The following is an 18,337-nucleotide window of genomic DNA, read 5'->3' on the forward strand; positions in this document are numbered from 1 at the left end:
TCGCAAAGTGCCATTCAGGCCGAAGTTCGGCGCATGCGCAGCATCCGGCGCATCCATTTCGTCGGTATCGGCGGCGTCGGTATGTGCGGCATCGCCGAGGTGCTGCTGAACCTGGGCTACGAAGTCTCGGGTTCGGACCTCAAGGAATCCGCGGTGACCGCGCGCCTGCAGCAATTCGGCGCGCGCATCTACATCGGCCACCGCGCCGAGAACCTGGATCAGGTCGACGTGCTGGTTGTGTCCAGTGCCATCAACAGATCCAATCCGGAAGTCTCCGCCGCCCTCGAGCAGCGCATTCCCGTGGTGCCCCGCGCCGAGATGCTCTCCGAGCTGATGCGCTATCGCCACGGCATCGCCGTCGCCGGTACCCATGGCAAGACCACCACCACCAGTCTGATCGCCTCGGTGTTCGCCGCCGAAGGCCTGGACCCGACCTTCGTCATCGGCGGTCGCCTCAATGCCGCCGGTACCAATGCCCAGCTCGGCACCAGCCGCTACCTGATCGCCGAGGCCGACGAGAGCGACGCCAGCTTCCTGCACCTGCAGCCCATGGTTGCCGTGGTCACCAATATCGACGCCGACCACATGAGCACCTACGAAGGTGACTTCAACCGGCTCAAGCGCACCTTCGTCGATTTCCTGCACAACCTGCCGTTCTATGGCCTGGCGGTGCTCTGCGTCGACGATCCGGTGGTGCGCGAGATCATTCCCCAGGTCGCCCGGCCCACCGTCACCTACGGCACCGCCGAAGACGCCGACGTCCGTGCCGTGGACATCCGCCAGGACGGCATGCGCACCTATTTCACCGTGCTGCGCGAGGGCCGCGCGCCGCTGGCGGTCTCGGTCAACATGCCGGGCGTGCACAACGTGCTCAACGCCCTGGCGACCATTGCCATCGCCACCGACGAAGGCGTCAGTGACGAGGCCATCCTCAATGGCCTGTCCGGCTTCCAGGGGGTAGGGCGGCGCTTCCAGGTCTATGGCGAACTGCCGGTCGCCGGTGGCAGCGTCATGCTGGTGGACGACTACGGTCACCATCCCCGTGAAGTCGCCGCGGTGATTAAGGCCGTGCGCGGCGGTTGGCCCGAGCGCCGGCTGGTGATGGTCTATCAGCCGCACCGCTTCAGTCGCACCCGCGATCTCTACGAAGACTTCGTCCAGGTGCTGGCCGATGCCAACGTCCTTTTGCTGATGGAAGTCTATCCGGCCGGCGAAGAACCCATTCCCGGCGCCGACAGCCGCCAGCTCTGCCACAGCATCCGCCAGCGCGGTCAGCTCGATCCCATCTATGTCGAGCGCGGCAGCAACATCGCGCCGCTGGTCAAGCCACTGCTGCGCCCGGGCGACATCCTGCTCTGCCAGGGAGCGGGCGACATCGGCGCGCTGGCGCCGCAACTGCTCAACCATCCGCTGTTCGCCACTGCCGCGACCACCGGGAGTTCGGCATGAGCCGCCATCCGTACAACCCCTTGCCGGCAACCACTGTTGCCGGCGCGCACGTGGAGGGCTGAACCTTGGTCGCCACCCTACGTCACAACCAGCCCGGCTTCGGTCGGTCACGCAACGTCGAACAACGGGGCGCCAGTCGCCTGGTCGCCGAAGAGCCGCTATCGACACGCCTGCCACGCCCCAGCCTGGGCCTGCTCAAGCGCATCCTCTGGCCGTTCCTGCTGCTGGGCCTGGGCTTCGGCACCTACGAAGGCGCCCAGAAATTGCTGCCCTATGCCGACCGGCCGATCGCCAAGGTCAGCGTCAAGGGCGATCTCTCCTACATCAGCCAGGCCGCGGTGCAGCAGCGGATCGCGCCCTTTGTCGGCACCACCTTCTTCCAGGTGGACCTGGCCGACATGCGCCACGAACTGGAAACCATGCCGTGGATCGCCCACGCCGAGGTCCGCCGGGTCTGGCCGGACGAGATCAGCATCCGCCTGGAAGAGCAGATGCCCATCGCCCGCTGGGGCGACGAGGCGCTGCTGAACAACCAGGGTGAGGCTTTTGCCCCGCAGGATCTGGCCAACTATGACAATCTACCGCGGCTGTACGGCCCCAAACGGGCCCAGCAGCAGGTGATGCAGCAGTACCAGATGTTCAGCCAGATGCTCCGGCCGCTCGGTTACACCGTGTCGCGCCTGGAAATGCACGAGCGTGGCAGCTGGTACCTCACCACCGGTCAGGGCCTGGAACTGGTGTTCGGCCGCGACCAGCTGGTGGAAAAGATGCGGCGCTTCATGCGCCTGTACGATCAGGTGCTCAAGGCACAGATGGACAATATCGCGCGGATCGATCTGCGTTATCCGAACGGTCTGGCCGTGGCCTGGCGTGATCCCGCTGTCGCCGCCACCCCCGTGACCGAACCGGCCAAGCATTGAGGAGAAGTTTTTTACTATGGCAAGCGTGCAAAGCGGCAAGATGATCGTCGGCCTCGACATCGGCACTTCCAAGGTCGTGGCTCTGGTCGGCGAGGTGTCTTCCGATGGTCAGATCGAGATCGTCGGGATCGGCACCCATCCGTCGCGCGGGCTCAAGAAGGGCGTGGTGGTCAACATCGAATCCACCGTCGCCTCCATCCAGCGGGCCATCGAAGAAGCCCAGCTGATGGCCGGTTGCCGGATCCATTCGGCCTTCGTCGGCATTGCCGGCAATCACATTCGCAGTCTGAATTCCCACGGCATCGTGGCGATCCGCGATCGTGAAGTGAGCCCTGCGGACATCGAGCGGGTGCTCGATGCCGCCCAGGCGGTGGCCATTCCCGCCGACCAGCGCGTGCTGCACACCCTGGCCCAGGACTATGTCATCGACAACCAGGAAGGGGTGCGCGAGCCCCTGGGCATGTCCGGCGTGCGTCTGGAAGCCAAGGTCCATGTCGTTACCTGCGCCGTCAACGCCGCGCAGAACATTGAGAAATGTGTTCGTCGTTGCGGTCTGGAAGTCGACGACATCATTCTCGAGCAGTTGGCGTCGGCCTATTCGGTGCTGACCGACGATGAAAAGGAACTGGGCGTCTGCCTGGTGGATGTTGGCGGCGGCACTACCGACATAGCCATCTTTACCGAGGGCGCCATCCGCCATACGGCGGTAATACCCATTGCTGGCGACCAAGTCACAAATGACATTGCCATGGCCTTGAGAACCCCAACGCAATATGCCGAAGAAATCAAGATTCGGTATGCTTGTGCCTTGGCGAAACTGGCTGGACCGGGCGAAACCATCAAGGTGCCCAGCGTGGGTGACCGTCCGCCGCGAGAATTGTCGCGTCAGGCCCTCGCGGAAGTGGTCGAGCCCCGTTACGATGAGCTATTCACACTGGTGCAAGCGGAACTGCGCCGCAGTGGTTACGAGGATCTGATCCCCGCAGGGATCGTACTCACCGGTGGTACCGCGAAGATGGAAGGCGCGGTCGAACTGGCGGAAGAGATTTTCCATATGCCGGTACGCCTGGGGGTGCCCCAGACGGTCAAGGGTCTGACTGACGTAATCAGCAACCCGATCTATTCCACAGGCGTCGGCCTGTTGCTCTATGGTTTGCAAAAGCAGACCGATCCCTTGCCGGTTGTTTCTGGCGGATATAGCAGCGAAACCAAATCCACAGTCCTGGAACGCATGAAGCGTTGGGTCCAGGGCAACTTGTAATTCACAATTAAACCGCGGCAGTAGGCGAAGATCCGAAAGGAAGAGAGGGGACCATGTTCGAACTCGTAGACAACATTCCACAAAGCGCCGTGATCAAAGTCATCGGCGTGGGCGGTGGCGGTGGCAATGCCGTCAACCACATGGTCAAAAGCGGTGTTGAAGGCGTCGAATTCATCTGTGCAAATACCGACGCCCAAGCCCTGAAGAACGTCACATCCCGTACCGTGCTGCAACTCGGCCCGGGCGTCACCAAGGGTCTTGGTGCGGGCACCAATCCGGAAATCGGCCGCCAGGCGGCCATGGAAGATCGTGAGCGCATCGCCGAAGTCCTCGAAGGCGCCGACATGGTCTTCATCACCACCGGCATGGGCGGTGGCACCGGTACCGGTGCCGCGCCGATCATCGCCGAGGTGGCCAAGGAGATGGGTATCCTGACCGTTGCCGTGGTCACCCGTCCGTTCCCCTTCGAAGGCCGCAAGCGCATGCAGGTCGCCGACGAAGGCATTCGCTCCCTGTCCGAATGCGTCGACTCGCTGATCACCATCCCCAACGAGAAGCTGCTGACCATCCTGGGCAAGGACGCCAGCCTGCTGGCCGCCTTCGCCAAGGCTGACGACGTCCTCGCCGGCGCCGTTCGCGGTATCTCCGACATCATGCAGCGTCCCGGCCTGATGAACGTCGACTTCGCCGACGTCAAGACCGTGATGGGCGAGATGGGCATGGCCATGATGGGTACTGGCCACGCCAGCGGTCCGAACCGTGCGCGCGAAGCCACCGAAGCCGCCATCCGCAACCCGTTGCTGGAAGACGTCAACCTGCACGGCGCCCGCGGCATCCTGGTCAACATCACCGCTGGCCTGGATCTGTCCCTGGGTGAATACGCCGCCGTCGGCGAGATCATCGAGGACTTTGCGTCCGAACACGCCACCGTCAAGGTCGGCGCGGTGATCGATCCGGAAATGCGCGACGAGCTGCACGTCACCGTGGTCGCCACCGGCCTGGGTGCGCGCATCGAGAAGCCGGTCAAGGTGGTGGACAACACCGCTCAGACCCTGGCCGCGGCCCGTCAGGAAGGTGCTCCGGTCAACTACGACGACCTCAAGTACCCGACCTCGATGCGCTCCGGTCGTGGCAGCCAGAATCATGGCGGCTCGGCAGCGGCGACCAAGGTCAATCCCAACGACGACCTGGATTACCTGGACATCCCGGCCTTCCTGCGTCGTCAGGCTGATTGATCGGGTATATCACAAGCCAGGGTGTGATTAGTGGGCATCGATTTTCGCATCTGCTATCATCGCGACTTCGTTGAACACCATTCGCACCCTGCGACCGAGCGGCCCTGGCATGATTAGACAACGCACCCTCAAGAACACCATTCGCGCCACTGGCGTCGGCCTGCATTCCGGGGAAAAGGTTTACCTGACCCTGAAGCCGGCTCCCGTCGATACGGGGATCGTGTTCCGTCGCACCGATCTCGATCCGGTCGTGGAAATCCCGGCCTGGGCCGAGAACGTGGGTGAAACCACCATGTCGACCAACCTGTTCAGTGACAGTGGCGTCAAGGTCGGTACCGTTGAGCACCTGCTGTCGGCCATGGCCGGTCTGGGGATCGACAATGCCTACGTCGAGCTGTCCGCGGTCGAAGTACCGATCATGGACGGTAGCGCCGGTCCCTTCGTGTTCCTGATCCAGTCCGCCGGTCTGCAGGAACAGGAAGCGGCCAAGCAGTTCATCCGCATCAAGCGTGAAGTCAGCGTCGTCGACGGTGACAAGCGCGCCACCTTCGTGCCCTTCGACGGCTTCAAGGTGACCTTCGAAATAGATTTCGATCACCCGGTGGTCAACAACCGTACCCAGAAAGCCTCGGTGGATTTCTCCAGCACCTCCTTCCTCAAGGAAGTCAGTCGTGCCCGCACCTTCGGCTTCATGCGCGACCTGGTATTCCTGCGTTCGCACAACCTGGCCCTGGGTGGCAGCGTCGACAACGCCATCGTGGTCGACGAGAAGGGTGTGATCAACGAAGACGGCCTTCGTTACGAAGACGAATTCGTCAAGCACAAGATTCTCGATGCCATTGGCGATCTCTACCTGCTCGGCAAAAGCCTTATTGGTGAATTCCGCGGCTACAAGTCCGGCCACGCCATGAACAATCGCCTGCTGCGTGCGCTGCTGGCCGATCGTGATGCCTGGGAAGTGGTGACCTTCGAAGACTCCGGTCTGGCGCCGATTTCCTACATGAGACCTGCGGCTGCCGTCTGAGCCCGGTCCAAGAAAAAGCCCTGCATCCGCAGGGCTTTTTTTATGGTCGCTGCAAGGTCTAGCGACGCGTCAGGGGCTCGCCCTGGAAGCTCACGCCGGCCAAGCCGTGGGCGATAAGGGCGCGGATATTGGCGTGATCGCTACCCTCGGGCGTCTGCAACACGCTGCGATAGTGCTCGCCGAAGGCCAGCAGCGCCTCTTCATCGCTCAGGCCCTCGAGCCTGGCCAGACCCAGGGTCTTGCAGGAGCCTTCGTTCTGGCCCGCGGCATTGTCCACCTCGCCGTTGCGAAAGGCGGTGGGCTGGTAGCGGTAGTGCTCGGCGACGAAGGCCAGGGTCTCGGCGAAGGCATGGTCGCCCTGGGCCAGGCTGGCGCGGAAGCTGGCGAGATCGCTCATTTGCTCTGCTGCTCCTGGAAGGCCGCGGCCTGGGCCGGCGAGGCCTCGGTCTGGTACCGGGCTTTCCAGTCGGCATAGGGCATGCCGTAGACGACCTCGCGGGCATCGTCCAGGCTCAGTTCCAGGCCCTTGTCGTCGGCCGCTGCCTTGTACCACTTGGACAGGCAGTTGCGGCAGAAGCCGGACAGATTCATCAGGTCGATGTTCTGCACATCGGTGCGCTTGCGCAGGTGCTCGACCAGGGTGCGGAAGGCAGTGGCTTCCAGTTCCAGGCGGTCTTGTTCGGTCATGACTGATTCCTCTTGCTAGCGGCGGCCGTGGCGCAGGTGGCGCCCGCCGTTGACGGTGAAGGTACTGCCGGTGGCGTACTGGGTCGACAGCAGATAGAGCACGGTATCCACGATGGGATCGGCGCCGGGTTCGAAATCCAGCAGCGCCTTGCCCAGGGTCGCCTGGCGATAGGCCTCGTCGGCGCCTTCCTTGAAGATCAGCAGCCCCGGCGCGATGGTGTTGACCCGTACCCTGGGTGCCAGGGCCTCCGCAAAGGACAGGGTCAGATTGTGCAGGGCGGCCTTGGTGGCGGCGTAGCCGATGTGGTTGCGGCTGCCGCGCGTGGCGCTATCGTCGCCGATATGGATGATGTCGGCCCGCGGCGCGGCCAGCAGCAGGTCCTGCAGGCCCAGATTGAGGTGGTAGGGCGCTTCCAGATGCAGACGGTAGAGCAGCCGCAGATTTTCCAGGCCGTCTTCGGCCCAGACCGAAGCGTTGTGCACGATGCCGCGCAATGCCGGATGGCGTTCATGCAGTTGCTGCAGCAGGGTGTCGCGCTGTGCCTCTTCCGCCAGATCGACCTGATAGGCCTCGATCTCGAGGTCACGCAAGGGGCCCGGATCGTCGCGATAGACGGCGATGACGGGTTGGCCCTCCGCCAGCAGCCGGCGGGTCAAGGCGAGACCGACGCGGCGATTGGCGCCGGTGACCAGAAGGGAAAGGGTTGCGGACATGAAGGTACCCGATCCTGATGAGCGAGGCGGCCAGGGTACTGGCCGCGGCTATTGTACGCCAGGATGCAGGCCGATCCTTGCTGGCCTAGCGGGCGCTGCCGCGCCAGTCGCCGGTGCGCGACGAGGCACTGTGCAGCCAGCCCTTCAGCGCGCGGGTGATCAGCGGAATGAAGACGCAGACCATCACCGGGGTGAGGATCAGGGTGCTCAGCAGGATGCGTGGCAACAACGGCAGATGCGCCAGGTAATCGCCGAAAGCGGCATTGAACAGCAGCGAGATGGGAAAGAACGCCAGCCAGACGGCGATGCTCTGCTTCCAGCGCGGCGGCGGCTGGATGCCCGCGCCGAACCAGTCGTCCATGCCCTGGGCACGCCGTGCCAGGGGTGCTTCGAACAGGCCCTGGCCACGTTCCAGCCAGAGGCGCCGCGTCTCCGAGTGTTCCCAGGTGTCGAGGGTCTGGGGACAGGCGAAGCGAAAGATGATCTGTACCAGATTGTCGCCTGGAGGCGGGGTCAGGACCCCCGAACCGAGATAGCCGGGATGCCCGGTGGCCAGGGCTTCGCCTTCGCGCAGCCAGATCAGAAAGGCATCGTATTGGCCGGCCGCGACGCGCCGCGCGACCATGAGGGTAACAGGCTGATTCATGCTCCAACTCCGGGCGATCGGGCCGGATCGGCCGGATGCCGTCATGCCGCCGGGTAGGCGGACAGGTGGCGAAAACGCCTGGGGTAGCAGGCGGCGCTAGCATAACAAGCCTTGAGACCCCTGGCTGCAGCCGGGGTTGCCAGCGGAGCCATCTTGCTGACGGAGCGCCAAGCCGGGCCGCGCCAGGCATACTGGACGGGATTCCACGCAAGAGGTCCGTATGAAAGTCGCACTGTTGAATGGCTCGGTCTATGGCACCGCGGAAGATATCGCCCGACAGGTGAAGGCGCGGTTGACCGCGGCTGGCCATGAGGTCTGGCACCAGCCCAACGCCGATCTCGGCAGCCTGGAGGCCTTCGCACCCGAAGCCTTGCTGGCCATTACCTCCACCACCGGCATGGGCGAATTGCCCGCCAACCTGGAATCCCTGTATTTCCAGCTGCGCGATCGGTTGCCGCCCTGGTCCGGACGGCCCGGCGCGGTGCTGGCCCTGGGTGATTCCAGCTATGGCGACACCTATTGCGGCGGCGGCGAGCTGATGCAGGAATTGTTCGCCGAGCAGGGGCTGCGCGAACTGCTGCCCATGCTGCGCATCGATGCCAGTGAAACGGTGACGCCGGACGAAGATGCCGAGCGCTGGGTCGCCGCGGTCATCGTCGCCCTGGGCTGATCTTGCCCAGGCCGCAAAGCTGCTTTACCCGTGCTGGTCCCGCCGCCTGGCCCGGTCTGCTGTCCTCGTCCCCTCAGCCTAGGTATCCTTGAGCGCCTGATGAAGATTTGAGATGGAGCCCTGGGTGAATAGATATCTGCGCCTGGCTCTGGAGCTGTGCGGATTGGGCGCGCTGTGGGCCGTGGGTACCTGGCTGGCCACCTCTTTCGCCTTGCCGGTCCCGGGCGGCGTGGTGGGCCTGGTCATGCTGCTGGTGCTGCTGGCCGCGCGCATCGTCGAGCCCGAGTGGCTGCAGGGCGGCGTGCGCCTGCTGCTGGGTGAGATGCTGCTTTTCTTCATTCCCGCCCTGCTGAGTCTGCTCGACTACGGTCCGCTGCTGCGGCAGGAAGGCGTGCGCATCCTGCTGGCCATCCTGCTCAGTACGGTGCTGACCATGGTCGCGACCGCCTGTACCGTGGACTGGATGTTCCGCCGCCGGGGGCGTCGCGATGCTTGATCTGCCGGGACTGTTCTGGCTCCTGCTGACGGTGGCCGGGTACGTGGTGAGCCGCGTGCTCTATGCGCGCCTGCGCTGGTATGTGGTCAGTCCGATCATCTTCGTCACGGTGCTGCTCTATGCCGCCACGCTCTGGCAGCAGGTGAGCTATGCCGAATACGCCCACTACAGCCACTGGCTGATCACCCTGCTGGGACCGGCGACGGTGGCCTTTGCCGTGCCGATCTGGCAGCAACGCCGCTTGCTGGCGCGCTACTGGCAGGCGTTGCTGGCCGGCCTCTGCGTGGGCAGTGGCGTGGCCATTGGCAGTTCCTGGCTGCTGGCCCGGCTGCTGCTGCTCGATGACCGGGTGCTGCTGTCCATGCTGCCGCGCTCCATCAGCACCCCCTTCGCCATGCCGATGTCCGCCACCGTGGGGGGTGTCCCCGAGTTGACCGCGGCCTTCGTGATGATCACCGGCCTGGGTGGCGCCATCCTCGGCAGCCTGCTGATCAAGCTGCTGCCGCTCAAGTCGGCCCTGGCCCGCGGTGCCCTGTTCGGCATGGGCGCCCATGGGGTAGGGACCAGCAAGGCCTACGAGGTCGGTCTGGAGGAGGGCACCGTGGCCGGACTGGTCATGGTGCTGGCCGGGCTGAGCAATCTGCTCGGCGCCCAGCTGGTGCTCTGGTTGCTGCGCGGCTAGTGCAGGGTGGCGGAAGGCGCGCCCAATTGTTCCAGCCGCCGTCGCACCTGCTCGCGTTCGGCATCGTCTTCGCTGATCAGCAGGGCGTGCTGCAGGTCGTAGCGCTCGGCCTGGGGGCAGTCGAGTTGGCGGTAGAGGTCGGCGCGCGCCAGGTGATCGATGACGCCGACCGCGCCCAGCTCGATGACCCGCTGGGCATCCTTGAGCGCGGCCAGCGGCTGGTCGCCCTGGCGATGCAGTTCACGCAGGTTGCGCGAGAGGCGCTGCATCATCTGCCGCGGACCGAGGGGCGCCAGGTAGCTCGCCTGCAGTTGCGCGGTGGGACCGAACTGATCCACCAGCAACTGACGGCAGTCGTTCATGTACAGGCGGCGTCCGCCAAAGGGTTCGAGCAGGTGATCCGCGCCGGGGACGCGCAGCAGGAAATGCCCGGGAAAGCCGATGCCCTGCAGGTTGATCTCCAGGCGCCGGGCCAGTTCCAGGGCTACCAGCGCGATCGACAGGGGTTGGCCGCGCCGCCGCGCCAGGACCTCGTCGAGCAGGGCGGCGGTGGGATTCAGGGGCCACTCGGCGGCGCGAAAGCCGGCATCGCACAGCTGCCGCAACAAGGCCTGGGCTCGCTCGGAGTGACTGGCATCGCCATCCAGGGTGGCGACCAGGCGCAGCGCCAGATCGTCCAGCGAGTGCAGCAGGGCCGGCGGATCGATCTGGTCATGGTGTTCGGCCGCGATCCACAGGGCGGCTTCCAGCAGCCGGGGATCGGGCCGGTCCAGGCAGGCGAGGCAGGATAGACGCGCTTCCACAGTAGACTCCAGAGCCCTTGCGGGCTTTTCCTCAGGTTTTAGCCTGCCAGCGGCAGGCCGTCCAGTCTGCGACAGTTGCGCACTGGTCGGCGGTCCGGCTTCTCGCTATAAGAGCGGCTGGTGCCAGAGCAACCTTGAGAACGGGAATTTCAACATGGACGAGTCTGCAGGTGGGTGTATTGGTGCACGGCTGTGGGGTGGCAGGCCATGAAATGGGCAGACAGCGGTCGCAAGCGCATGCACGACGGGGCGAACTCCCTCGGCAACCTGATGGTGGAAGGCTTCCACTACTTCGGCCTGTTCGCCATTGGCGCGGCCACGGCCTGGGCCTCGGTGATGGCCTTCATGGAGATGTTCAACAAGGGCCAGGCGAGCATCGATGACATCCTGCTGCTCTTCATCTATCTGGAGCTGGGTGCCATGGTCGGCATCTACTTCAAGACCAACCACCTGCCCATCCGCTTTCTGCTCTATATCGCCATCACTGCCCTGACCCGCTACCTGATCGGTGATGTCTCTCATCATCGGCCGCCGGATGTCGGGCTGCTGTATCTCTGCGGCGGCATCTTTCTGTTGTCGCTGTCGGTGCTGGCGGTCCGCGTCGCCTCGAACAGATTCCCCTCCAGCAAGGTGCTGGATGCGACGGGGGATGTGGTGGGCGAGGGTGCGGGCGACAAGTAGCGCCGCGCGGGCTTTCCCGCTCTGCTCCTGACGCCGCCGGTTGCCTCGCGTCGTCAGGAGCGACAGTCGGCCTGGCTTGCTAGCGATCCATCGGTGCCAGCAGCTGGGCCAGGTCGCTTTCGGTCAGGCGCCAGTCGCCGCTGTTCTCGCTGAGGATACCGGCGCTGAGCCGGGCCTTTTCCTGCTGCAGCTGCTGGATGCGTTCTTCCAGCGTACCGCGGGCGATCAGCTTGTAGACGAACACCGGACGATCCTGGCCGATGCGGTAGGCGCGGTCGCTGGCCTGCTGCTCGGCGGCCGGATTCCACCAGGGATCGAAGTGGATCACCGTGTCCGCCGCCGTCAGGTTGAGACCGCTGCCGCCGGCCTTGAGACTGAGCAGGAACACCGGCACCTCGCCACTCTGGAAGCGCTGCACCGGGGTACGCCGATCCCGGGTTTCGCCGGTCAGGGTGACGTACTCGATGCCGCGCTGGTCGAGGTCGGCGGCGATGAGATCGAGCATGCTGGTGAACTGGGAGAACACCAGGACCCGACTGCCGCCGGGGAGCAGGGCGTCGAGGCGCTCGTTCAGCGCCGCCAGTTTCGCCGAGGGCTTGGCCACGCTGGCGTCTTCGTTGGGCACCAGGCGCAGATCGCAGCAGACCTGGCGCAGCCGCAGTAGGGCATCGAGGATCAGCAGCTGGCTGCGACCTATGCCCTGACGGGCGATCTCGGCGCGAACCCGTTCGTCGAGCAGCAGCCGCAGGTCTTCGTAGCGCTCGCGCTGCGCGGTGCTCAGCTCGACCAGCTGGACGATCTCGGTCTTGGGTGGCAACTCGCTGGCGACCCGCTGCTTGGTGCGGCGCAGCATGAAGGGCCGCACCCGTGCCTTGAGCGCCGCCAGGCGCTGCACATCGCCTTCGCGCTCCACCGGAATGCGATAGGCCTGCTTGAAGCCTTTCTCATCGCCCAGCCAGCCGGGCATCAGGAAGTGGAATTGCGACCAGAGTTCGCCCAGGTGGTTTTCCAGCGGCGTGCCGGTCAGGCAGAGACGATGGCGGGCACGCAGGTGGCGGGCGGCCTGGGCCGCCTTGGTGGCGGCATTCTTGATCGACTGGGCCTCGTCCAGCACCAGCAGGTGGAAATCGTAGTCGGCCAGCCGCTCGGCATCGCGGGGCAACAGGGCATAGGTGGTGAGCACCACATCGTGCTCCGGAATCCGCTCGAAGCGACTGCTGCGGGCGCTGCCCTGCAGCGTCAGCACGCGCAGGCCGGGGGCGAAGCGGGCGATCTCGTCCTGCCAGTTGGGGATCAGGCTGGTCGGCATGACGATCAATGCTGGTGCGGTCAGCCGCCCGGCGGCCTGTTCGACGAGGATGTGCGCCAGGGTCTGCAGCGTCTTGCCCAGGCCCATGTCGTCGGCGAGGATGCCGCCCACGTCCAGTTCGCGCAGCGCTTGCAGCCAGGCTACGCCGTCGCGCTGATAGGGGCGCAGTTCGGCGTGCAGGGTGTCCGGCAGGACGACGGGCTCGGCGGCATAGCTGCGCAGCCGCTCGGCGAAGCTGCGCAGGCGTTCACCGCCTTCCCATTCCAGCGGCAGGCGCTCGTCCAGCTCGGCCAGGCGCGCGGCGTCCAGGCGCGGCAGGCGCAGGGCACGGTCCTGGGGGAGGCGGTCGGTGGCATAGAGCTCGCCGAGGATCTGCAGGATCGGCTTGAGCCGACCCAGGGGCACGGCGACCCGTTGCACCCGGCCCTGCGGACCGGCGAGGCGCGGAGGATCGATGCGCAACAACACGGGTTCGTCGTCGGCGCGCTTGGCCAGCATCGCCGGCTCGTACTGGGAGGGTTCGCGGCGCAGGGCGTCGATCAGCAGCGGAATCAGGCTGACGCGGCGCTGGCCCAGGCGGATACCCAGCTCGACATCGAACTGGCCGTTCGCAGCGGTCGGATCCTGCACCTCTTCGAGGTGACCGTACCAGCCTTCCACCGGGGTCAGGTCGAAGGTGAATTCGGGATGGGCCTCGATCTGCCAGCCGGCTTCGCGCAGACCGGGGATGACCTGCTGCACGAATCTGAGCCAGGCGGGGTCGTCCGGCAATTCGAACATCTCGCCACTGTCGTCGGGCAGCGCGGCGCTGCGCCGGGTGGCCAGGCGCAGGCCGTGATCGAGCAGCATTTGCCGCCAGCGTTGTTCGGTCGGCAACTGCCGCACGGGATAGGCGGCGTCCGGGGTGCGCGGCGGGGCACCGAACAATCGCCGCGGGCCATAGGCGAAGGCCAGGGCGGCGCGATGGCGCACCGTGGGTCGCATCTTGCCGATGTGCCGGTCGTAATCGATCTGGGTATGGCTGCCGAGGATCAGGACCGGTTGCGGCAGCTCCGGATTGGCAACCGGCGTGACCGGCAGGTCGGTCTCGCTGCGTTGCAGCCGTTCGAGCTCGATGAGGGCGGCGGCGGCATGCTTGCAGTTGCGGCCGACCGGGCAGGTGCAGCGGGCGTCGACCCGCCAGGCGGTCTCGCCCGCACGCAGGCTGATCGCCTGTCGATAAGCCGGTCCGGCCGGGCTGCTGCACTCGGCATAGAGCTGGCCCCTGGCCGCCGAGCGCAGCTGCACCAGGCCGTCGAGTGCCAGGCGCCGGCCGCGCTCGTAGTTGCGCTCCGTAAAGGCGCCTTTCCAGTCCTGCCACTTGAGCCGTTCGAAACGTAACGCCATCGTTCACCCAGGCTGTTCGCACCAAACCGGCTATTCTGCCACAGTCCGGCAGTCGCTCGTCGGACTCCCTTGATCTATGTGAGAATGAGAATATAGTGCATTAAGATACCTGGGGAGCGAAACGATGCGTGAATCACCGTTGGCCAACGTTGTGCTGCTCAATGCCACGCGCCTGGCGGCCCGCCGTGAGGGGCGCTTGCGCTCGCTGCAGCGTGGCATCCTCATCGTCTGTAGCCTGGGCGTGCTGGGTGCGGCGGCCTTGCACCTGGCCTACCTCGCCTTCAAGGGTCTCTAGCGCTGCCCTTTAGGTGCCACCCGCACCCAAGAAAAAGCCCCGAGCAGTCGCCTGTTCGGGGCTTTTCGTCAGCACCGGTCAAGGACCGGCGGCAGGGATCAGACCAGCAGATCGCCCACGCGGTACATCTTCATGGTGTTGGTGCCGTCACGCTTGGTGTAGCTGTCGCCCTTGGTGAGGATCACCCAGTCGCCGTGCTCGACGATGCCACGCTTGAGCAACTCGTCCACCGCCGCCTGGCTCACCTTGTTCGCCGGCATGGTGGTCGGGTCGAAGGGGATGGTGTGCACGTTGCGGAACAGCGCGGTGCGGGCCTGGGTGGCGCGGCTGGAGGCGAAGGAGAAGATCGGCACCGAGGAGCGCAGGCGCGACATGATCAGCGGGGTGTAACCGGTGTCGGTCAGGCTGATGATCGCCTTCACGCCGGGGAAGTGGTTGGCCACGTAGATGGAGGCCAGGGCGATACTCTCGTCCCAACGGGTGAAGGTATGGCCCAGGCGGTGGCTGGACAGCTTGCTGGTGGGCTGCTTCTCGGCACCGACGCAGACGCGCGCCATGGCCTTGACCGCTTCCACCGGGTACTGGCCGGCGGCGCTTTCGGCGGAGAGCATCACCGCGTCGGTGTTGTCCAGCACGGCGTTGGCCACGTCGGAGACTTCCGCACGGGTCGGCATCGGGCTGCTGATCATCGACTCCATCATCTGGGTCGCGGTGATCACCGCCTTGTTGAGGCGCCGGGCGTGGGAAATGATGCGCTTCTGGATGCCCACCAGCTCGGCGTCGCCGATTTCCACGCCCAGGTCGCCCCGGGCCACCATCACGGCGTCACTGGCATGGATCAGCCCGTCCAGGGCTTCGTCGTCGGCCACGGCTTCGGCGCGTTCGATCTTGGCCACCAGCCAGGACTTGCCACCGGCGGCTTCCATCAGGCGCCGGGCTTCGTGCATGTCTTCGGCATCACGCGGGAAGGACACGGCCAGGTAGTCGACCTCCATGGAGGCGGCCAGCTTGATGTCGTCCCGGTCCTTGTCGGTCAGCGCGGGGGCGGTGAGACCGCCGCCACGGCGGTTGATACCCTTGTGATCGGACAGCGGGCCGCCGATCAGAGTGGTGCAATGCAGTTCGGTGGCGGTCATGCCTTCCACGCGCAGGACCACGCGGCCATCGTCCAGCAGCAGTTCGTCACCCACGCGGCAGTCGGTGACCAGGCCCGGGTAGTCGATGCCGACCACTTCTTCGGTGCCTTCGGTGCGGGGGTGGGCGATGGACAGGCGGAAGGGATCGCCGACCTTGAGTTCGATGCGCTTGTTGACGAACTTGGCGATGCGGATCTTCGGACCCTGGAGGTCGCCGAGCAGGGCGACATGGCGACCGTGCTTGGCGGCGAGATCCCGTACCAGCTGACCACGGGCCCGGTGCTCGTCGGGCGTTCCATGCGAGAAGTTCAGGCGGGCGACGTCGATGCCGGCGATGATGAGCTGCTCGAGGACTTCCGGAGAATTGCTGGCCGGGCCGAGGGTGGCGACGATCTTGGTACGGCGATAAATCATGCAGTCTTTCCTTTAGCGGATTGCAACCATGAGTCGGCGCCTCAGCGCCGAGTCGACGTAGAACACGAAGCGCACCTCATTGTAGCGCTGTCGCGTGGCCAGCACATGACGGCTTTTCGCAGCTCCGTCACACCAATGGTCGTTTGCCCTCAAGAAGCGCGCCCGGGCGCCGATCTAGCGAGCAGGAGGACTTTCCATGCGCCCTTATCTCTGCCTGTTCCTGCTGTTCGGCCTGACCGGCTGCACCAGCGTTTCGATGAATTCCTATCTCGACGCCGCCTACAAGTCCTATGCTGAAGGCGACTGCACCAATGCCCTGCTGCAGATCTCCCAGGCCGAGCGCAAGGGTCGCGCCCGCCCCTGGCTGCAGCCGGAATTCTCCATGCTGCGTGGCCAGTGTCTCGAGCAGCAGCAGCTGTACGCCGACGCCGCTCAGACCTATCGTTTCATCCAGGTCCGGTTTCCGGCCAGCGAATACGCCTTTCGGGCCCAGGCCCGACTGGACACCCTGCGCCAATTGGGGCTAGATGGCGGAACGGCCGTTGCGACGCCCCAACCGGTGCGAAAACTACCGCAGCGCTGAGCTTTCCAGGACGTTGTCGGTAAAGTGGCTTTACCGTGTGCAGGATGAATCGCACCATGACTCAGAATCGTCGTATCGAGCGCCATCAGCTGCCCTACTATCTGAAGGTGTTCAACCGCTTCACCGACAAGCCCATGGGCTACATCGGCAATATCTCCCGCGAGGGGTTGCTGATGATCAGCCAGCTGCCCATGCTGGTGAATGCGCGCTTCGAACTGCGGCTGAAGATCCCCGGACAGGACGGTCAGCTGCACTTCGTCGACTTCGATGCCCGTTGCCAGTGGAGCCACGAAGACGTGACCCCGGGCAATTACGATTCCGGCTTCAGCGTCGCCGAGCCACCGGCCGAATTCGCCGAGCTGATCGGGGTGCTGCAGCACTATTTCACCTTCGGCCGTCTTTCTCAGTCGGCGGTCTGATCCGGTTCACCGGCATTCCATAGCTGCAACAGGCGGGTCTGCAGATCCGCCGTCGCGCTGGCAGGCAGCCAGCGGATTCCCCTTCGCGCCAGGCGCGCGGCCAGACGCTCGCCCTGAGTCCTGGTCTGCCAGGCCTCGGCATAGCGGCAGGCGTCGCGCCAGGTACGGATGTCGTCGGGCTCTGACAGCTCCTCCAGCGCGGTGTCGACCAGCCAGAGCTGCAGGCCGCGTCGGCCCAGATCCAGGCGACCGAGCCAGGCCACCCTGGCTTCATCCAGTGGCGCCAGGACCACCAGGACACTGCCGGGTTGCGCCTGGCTGCAAAGCCGCGCCAGCGCCGCCCTGAGATCAGCCGTCGCGCCTGGGACCGACCGCGGAAGGACCGCAGGCTTCAGGGGCCGAGCGGGCGTGGTCGCTGCCAGCAGGCGCAGCTCGGGATCGAGGCCGTAGAGCCGCAGCTCATTGCCACTGACCGCCAGCGCCTGGCAGAAGCCCAGCGCCTGTTCGCGGCTTCCGTGCCCGTCGGTCTTTGCCAGTCCCGGACTGGCGATCAGCAGCTGCACCGGTGTGTTCGCCCGCAGGCGTGCCCTGGCTGGCTGCGCGGTGAGCGGATTCGCCCGGTTCTGCCGCCAGTGCCGGCGCTCCAGCAGGGCCAGCCCCAGGAGCAGCAGCGCCCCTGCGGCCGGCAGGGTCTGCCAGCGCGGCGGCGCCAGCCCGCCGAGGATCAGGCTGAGCAGGGCCAGGGCGCCCAGCGCCAGGGGCAGCCAGCGCTGGATCATGGGCGCGGTGCCGGACACTGCCCCAGCAGCTTGAGGATCTGGCCATCCAGGCTGTCGCCCTCGAATTCGCGCTCTGGCGTCAGCCGCAGGCGTGGACGCAGCACGGCGGGCAGCAGGGTGCGTACATCCTCGGGCGTCACGCTGTCGCCACCCCGCAGAAAAGCCTGTGCCTGAGCCAGACGCAGCAAGGCCTGGCCGGCGCGCGGCCCGGCGCCCTGCTCGAAGGCCGGCCACTCCCGGGTGAGACGGATCAGGCGCACGGCATGCTCAAGGACCGGCTCCGCGACCGGCAGACCGGCCACCAGGCGCTGCAGGGCTGGCAGATCCCGCGCCTGCAGCAGCGGGCGCAGGGTCGCGGCTTCCAGGGGATCGCCGTGACCCTGCTGGACAGCCTGGCGCAGGGCGGCGAGCTCCTGGCCCTCCGCCGGCCACTCCAGTCGCAGGTGCGCCAGGAAGCGATCCCGTAGCGCCAGCGGCAGGTCGCTGCCCGAGGAGCGGGTAGCGATCACCATGAAGGGCGCTGGCAAGGGCACCGGGCGGCCGCCCAGACTCAGCTGGCGCCCCTGCAGGGCGTCGTCCAGCAGATTGAGGATCACTGGCGGAGCCCGCTGCAGCTCTTCGAGCAGGACCAGGGAATTGAACAGCGGGCCCCGCCGCAGCCGGGCACTGTCGCTGCCGACGTCCGTGACGATTTCGCCGGCCACCTCGGCAGCGGTCAGGCCGGGATGGCACTGCAGCCGGGCGAAGC

General features: G+C 65.7%; 21 protein-coding genes. 12 read left to right on the top strand and 9 right to left on the bottom strand.

Annotated elements, in window-relative coordinates; translation table 11 throughout:
• Window positions 1-33: 33 nt before the first annotated feature.
• The 5 genes from murC to lpxC all read left to right on the top strand — a co-directional run bounded on the left by murC (window position 34) and on the right by lpxC (window position 5,889).
• Window positions 34-1,449, top strand: a complete 1,416-nt coding sequence (gene murC, locus GSQ95_RS11640; protein ID WP_218580205.1) for a UDP-N-acetylmuramate--L-alanine ligase — start codon at window positions 34-36, stop codon at window positions 1,447-1,449.
• 65 nt (window positions 1,450-1,514) lie between these two features.
• Window positions 1,515-2,369: a cell division protein FtsQ/DivIB gene (locus GSQ95_RS11645; protein WP_133862549.1), complete on the top strand. Its 855-nt coding sequence runs from the start codon at window positions 1,515-1,517 to the stop codon at window positions 2,367-2,369.
• A gap of 16 nt (window positions 2,370-2,385) precedes the next feature.
• On the top strand, window positions 2,386-3,630 hold the full coding sequence (gene ftsA / locus GSQ95_RS11650; protein ID WP_017640704.1) for a cell division protein FtsA: 1,245 nt from the start codon (window positions 2,386-2,388) through the stop codon (window positions 3,628-3,630).
• Window positions 3,631-3,683: 53 nt separating this feature from the next.
• On the top strand, window positions 3,684-4,865 hold the full coding sequence (gene ftsZ, locus GSQ95_RS11655) for a cell division protein FtsZ (RefSeq protein ID WP_158893301.1): 1,182 nt from the start codon (window positions 3,684-3,686) through the stop codon (window positions 4,863-4,865).
• Window positions 4,866-4,974: 109 nt separating this feature from the next.
• Window positions 4,975-5,889, top strand: a complete 915-nt coding sequence (gene lpxC / locus GSQ95_RS11660) for a UDP-3-O-acyl-N-acetylglucosamine deacetylase (protein WP_158893299.1) — start codon at window positions 4,975-4,977, stop codon at window positions 5,887-5,889.
• 58 nt (window positions 5,890-5,947) lie between these two features.
• On the opposite strand, the gene GSQ95_RS11665 is transcribed toward lpxC, so the two are convergent.
• The 4 genes from GSQ95_RS11665 to GSQ95_RS11680 form a co-directional block, all read right to left on the bottom strand.
• A complete protein-coding gene (locus tag GSQ95_RS11665; protein ID WP_158893297.1) occupies window positions 5,948-6,286 on the bottom strand; it encodes a HopJ type III effector protein in 339 nt (112 codons plus the stop codon).
• On the bottom strand, window positions 6,283-6,576 hold the full coding sequence (locus GSQ95_RS11670; protein ID WP_158893295.1) for a DUF1244 domain-containing protein: 294 nt from the start codon (window positions 6,574-6,576) through the stop codon (window positions 6,283-6,285). The genes GSQ95_RS11665 and GSQ95_RS11670 overlap by 4 nt, the downstream gene beginning before the upstream one ends.
• Window positions 6,577-6,591: 15 nt before the next feature.
• Window positions 6,592-7,290: a dihydromonapterin reductase gene (folM, locus tag GSQ95_RS11675; RefSeq protein ID WP_158893293.1), complete on the bottom strand. Its 699-nt coding sequence runs from the start codon at window positions 7,288-7,290 to the stop codon at window positions 6,592-6,594.
• A gap of 85 nt (window positions 7,291-7,375) precedes the next feature.
• Entirely contained in the window at window positions 7,376-7,936 is a 561-nt protein-coding gene (locus GSQ95_RS11680; protein ID WP_158893291.1) for an antibiotic biosynthesis monooxygenase, read from the bottom strand.
• Between the two features lie 220 nt (window positions 7,937-8,156).
• On the opposite strand from GSQ95_RS11680, the gene GSQ95_RS11685 reads away from it, so the two are divergent.
• From GSQ95_RS11685 to GSQ95_RS11695, 3 genes are all read left to right on the top strand, one after another.
• A complete protein-coding gene (locus GSQ95_RS11685) occupies window positions 8,157-8,606 on the top strand; it encodes a flavodoxin (RefSeq protein WP_158893289.1) in 450 nt (149 codons plus the stop codon).
• Window positions 8,607-8,718: 112 nt separating this feature from the next.
• On the top strand, window positions 8,719-9,102 hold the full coding sequence (locus GSQ95_RS11690; protein ID WP_178118428.1) for a CidA/LrgA family protein: 384 nt from the start codon (window positions 8,719-8,721) through the stop codon (window positions 9,100-9,102).
• Window positions 9,095-9,784 (top strand): LrgB family protein, encoded by a 690-nt coding sequence (locus tag GSQ95_RS11695; protein WP_158893285.1) that lies wholly within the window; start codon window positions 9,095-9,097, stop codon window positions 9,782-9,784. The genes GSQ95_RS11690 and GSQ95_RS11695 overlap by 8 nt, the downstream gene beginning before the upstream one ends.
• Here the strand turns inward: GSQ95_RS11695 and GSQ95_RS11700 are convergent.
• The gene (locus GSQ95_RS11700) at window positions 9,781-10,587 is read right to left on the bottom strand and encodes a SirB1 family protein (protein ID WP_158893283.1); all 807 of its coding nucleotides are present in this window, start codon (window positions 10,585-10,587) and stop codon (window positions 9,781-9,783) included. The genes GSQ95_RS11695 and GSQ95_RS11700 overlap by 4 nt on opposite strands.
• A gap of 207 nt (window positions 10,588-10,794) precedes the next feature.
• Here GSQ95_RS11700 and GSQ95_RS11705 point away from each other — a divergent pair, with 207 nt between their 5' ends.
• Window positions 10,795-11,268, top strand: coding sequence for a phosphate-starvation-inducible protein PsiE (locus GSQ95_RS11705; RefSeq protein WP_133862539.1), 474 nt, complete (start codon window positions 10,795-10,797; stop codon window positions 11,266-11,268).
• A gap of 79 nt (window positions 11,269-11,347) precedes the next feature.
• Here GSQ95_RS11705 and GSQ95_RS11710 read toward each other — a convergent pair whose 3' ends face one another.
• Window positions 11,348-13,963: a DEAD/DEAH box helicase gene (locus GSQ95_RS11710; protein WP_158893281.1), complete on the bottom strand. Its 2,616-nt coding sequence runs from the start codon at window positions 13,961-13,963 to the stop codon at window positions 11,348-11,350.
• Window positions 13,964-14,087: 124 nt separating this feature from the next.
• Here GSQ95_RS11710 and GSQ95_RS26125 point away from each other — a divergent pair, with 124 nt between their 5' ends.
• Window positions 14,088-14,258 (top strand): hypothetical protein, encoded by a 171-nt coding sequence (locus GSQ95_RS26125; RefSeq protein WP_178118427.1) that lies wholly within the window; start codon window positions 14,088-14,090, stop codon window positions 14,256-14,258.
• Window positions 14,259-14,356: 98 nt separating this feature from the next.
• Here GSQ95_RS26125 and pyk read toward each other — a convergent pair whose 3' ends face one another.
• Complete coding sequence (gene pyk, locus GSQ95_RS11715) at window positions 14,357-15,808, bottom strand: pyruvate kinase (protein ID WP_133862537.1); 1,452 nt, start codon at window positions 15,806-15,808, stop codon at window positions 14,357-14,359.
• A gap of 196 nt (window positions 15,809-16,004) precedes the next feature.
• Here pyk and GSQ95_RS11720 point away from each other — a divergent pair, with 196 nt between their 5' ends.
• Both GSQ95_RS11720 and GSQ95_RS11725 read left to right on the top strand, forming a co-directional pair.
• Window positions 16,005-16,391, top strand: a complete 387-nt coding sequence (locus GSQ95_RS11720; protein ID WP_133862536.1) for a tol-pal system YbgF family protein — start codon at window positions 16,005-16,007, stop codon at window positions 16,389-16,391.
• Window positions 16,392-16,447: 56 nt separating this feature from the next.
• On the top strand, window positions 16,448-16,810 hold the full coding sequence (locus GSQ95_RS11725; RefSeq protein WP_158893279.1) for a PilZ domain-containing protein: 363 nt from the start codon (window positions 16,448-16,450) through the stop codon (window positions 16,808-16,810).
• Here the strand turns inward: GSQ95_RS11725 and GSQ95_RS11730 are convergent.
• Together GSQ95_RS11730 and GSQ95_RS11735 are read right to left on the bottom strand one after the other, a co-directional pair.
• Window positions 16,795-17,589 (bottom strand): hypothetical protein, encoded by a 795-nt coding sequence (locus GSQ95_RS11730; RefSeq protein ID WP_158893277.1) that lies wholly within the window; start codon window positions 17,587-17,589, stop codon window positions 16,795-16,797. The genes GSQ95_RS11725 and GSQ95_RS11730 overlap by 16 nt on opposite strands.
• Window positions 17,586-18,337 (bottom strand): MoxR family ATPase (locus tag GSQ95_RS11735; protein ID WP_158973802.1); only part of this gene is annotated, 752 nt, incomplete at its 5' end. The genes GSQ95_RS11730 and GSQ95_RS11735, both read right to left, overlap by 4 nt.

This window comes from Pseudomonas sp. BAV 4579, from assembly GCF_009765395.1.
GTDB lineage: Bacteria > Pseudomonadota > Gammaproteobacteria > Pseudomonadales > Pseudomonadaceae > Chryseomonas > Chryseomonas aestiva.

Bases quoted from the DNA above. Each gene is read 5' to 3' on its own strand.
- murC (WP_218580205.1), top strand. From the start codon at position 34: ATGCGCAGCATCCGGCGCATCCATTTCGTCGGTATCGGCGGCGTCGGT.
- ftsA (WP_017640704.1), top strand. From the start codon at position 2,386: ATGGCAAGCGTGCAAAGCGGCAAGATGATCGTCGGCCTCGACATCGGC.
- ftsZ (WP_158893301.1), top strand. From the start codon at position 3,684: ATGTTCGAACTCGTAGACAACATTCCACAAAGCGCCGTGATCAAAGTC.
- lpxC (WP_158893299.1), top strand. From the start codon at position 4,975: ATGATTAGACAACGCACCCTCAAGAACACCATTCGCGCCACTGGCGTC.
- GSQ95_RS11665 (WP_158893297.1), bottom strand. From the start codon at position 6,286: ATGAGCGATCTCGCCAGCTTCCGCGCCAGCCTGGCCCAGGGCGACCAT.
- GSQ95_RS11670 (WP_158893295.1), bottom strand. From the start codon at position 6,576: ATGACCGAACAAGACCGCCTGGAACTGGAAGCCACTGCCTTCCGCACC.
- folM (WP_158893293.1), bottom strand. From the start codon at position 7,290: ATGTCCGCAACCCTTTCCCTTCTGGTCACCGGCGCCAATCGCCGCGTC.
- GSQ95_RS11680 (WP_158893291.1), bottom strand. From the start codon at position 7,936: ATGAATCAGCCTGTTACCCTCATGGTCGCGCGGCGCGTCGCGGCCGGC.
- GSQ95_RS11685 (WP_158893289.1), top strand. From the start codon at position 8,157: ATGAAAGTCGCACTGTTGAATGGCTCGGTCTATGGCACCGCGGAAGAT.
- GSQ95_RS11690 (WP_178118428.1), top strand. From the start codon at position 8,719: ATGGAGCCCTGGGTGAATAGATATCTGCGCCTGGCTCTGGAGCTGTGC.
- GSQ95_RS11695 (WP_158893285.1), top strand. From the start codon at position 9,095: ATGCTTGATCTGCCGGGACTGTTCTGGCTCCTGCTGACGGTGGCCGGG.
- GSQ95_RS11705 (WP_133862539.1), top strand. From the start codon at position 10,795: ATGAAATGGGCAGACAGCGGTCGCAAGCGCATGCACGACGGGGCGAAC.
- GSQ95_RS11710 (WP_158893281.1), bottom strand. From the start codon at position 13,963: ATGGCGTTACGTTTCGAACGGCTCAAGTGGCAGGACTGGAAAGGCGCC.
- GSQ95_RS26125 (WP_178118427.1), top strand. From the start codon at position 14,088: ATGCGTGAATCACCGTTGGCCAACGTTGTGCTGCTCAATGCCACGCGC.
- pyk (WP_133862537.1), bottom strand. From the start codon at position 15,808: ATGATTTATCGCCGTACCAAGATCGTCGCCACCCTCGGCCCGGCCAGC.
- GSQ95_RS11720 (WP_133862536.1), top strand. From the start codon at position 16,005: ATGCGCCCTTATCTCTGCCTGTTCCTGCTGTTCGGCCTGACCGGCTGC.
- GSQ95_RS11725 (WP_158893279.1), top strand. From the start codon at position 16,448: ATGACTCAGAATCGTCGTATCGAGCGCCATCAGCTGCCCTACTATCTG.
- GSQ95_RS11730 (WP_158893277.1), bottom strand. From the start codon at position 17,589: ATGATCCAGCGCTGGCTGCCCCTGGCGCTGGGCGCCCTGGCCCTGCTC.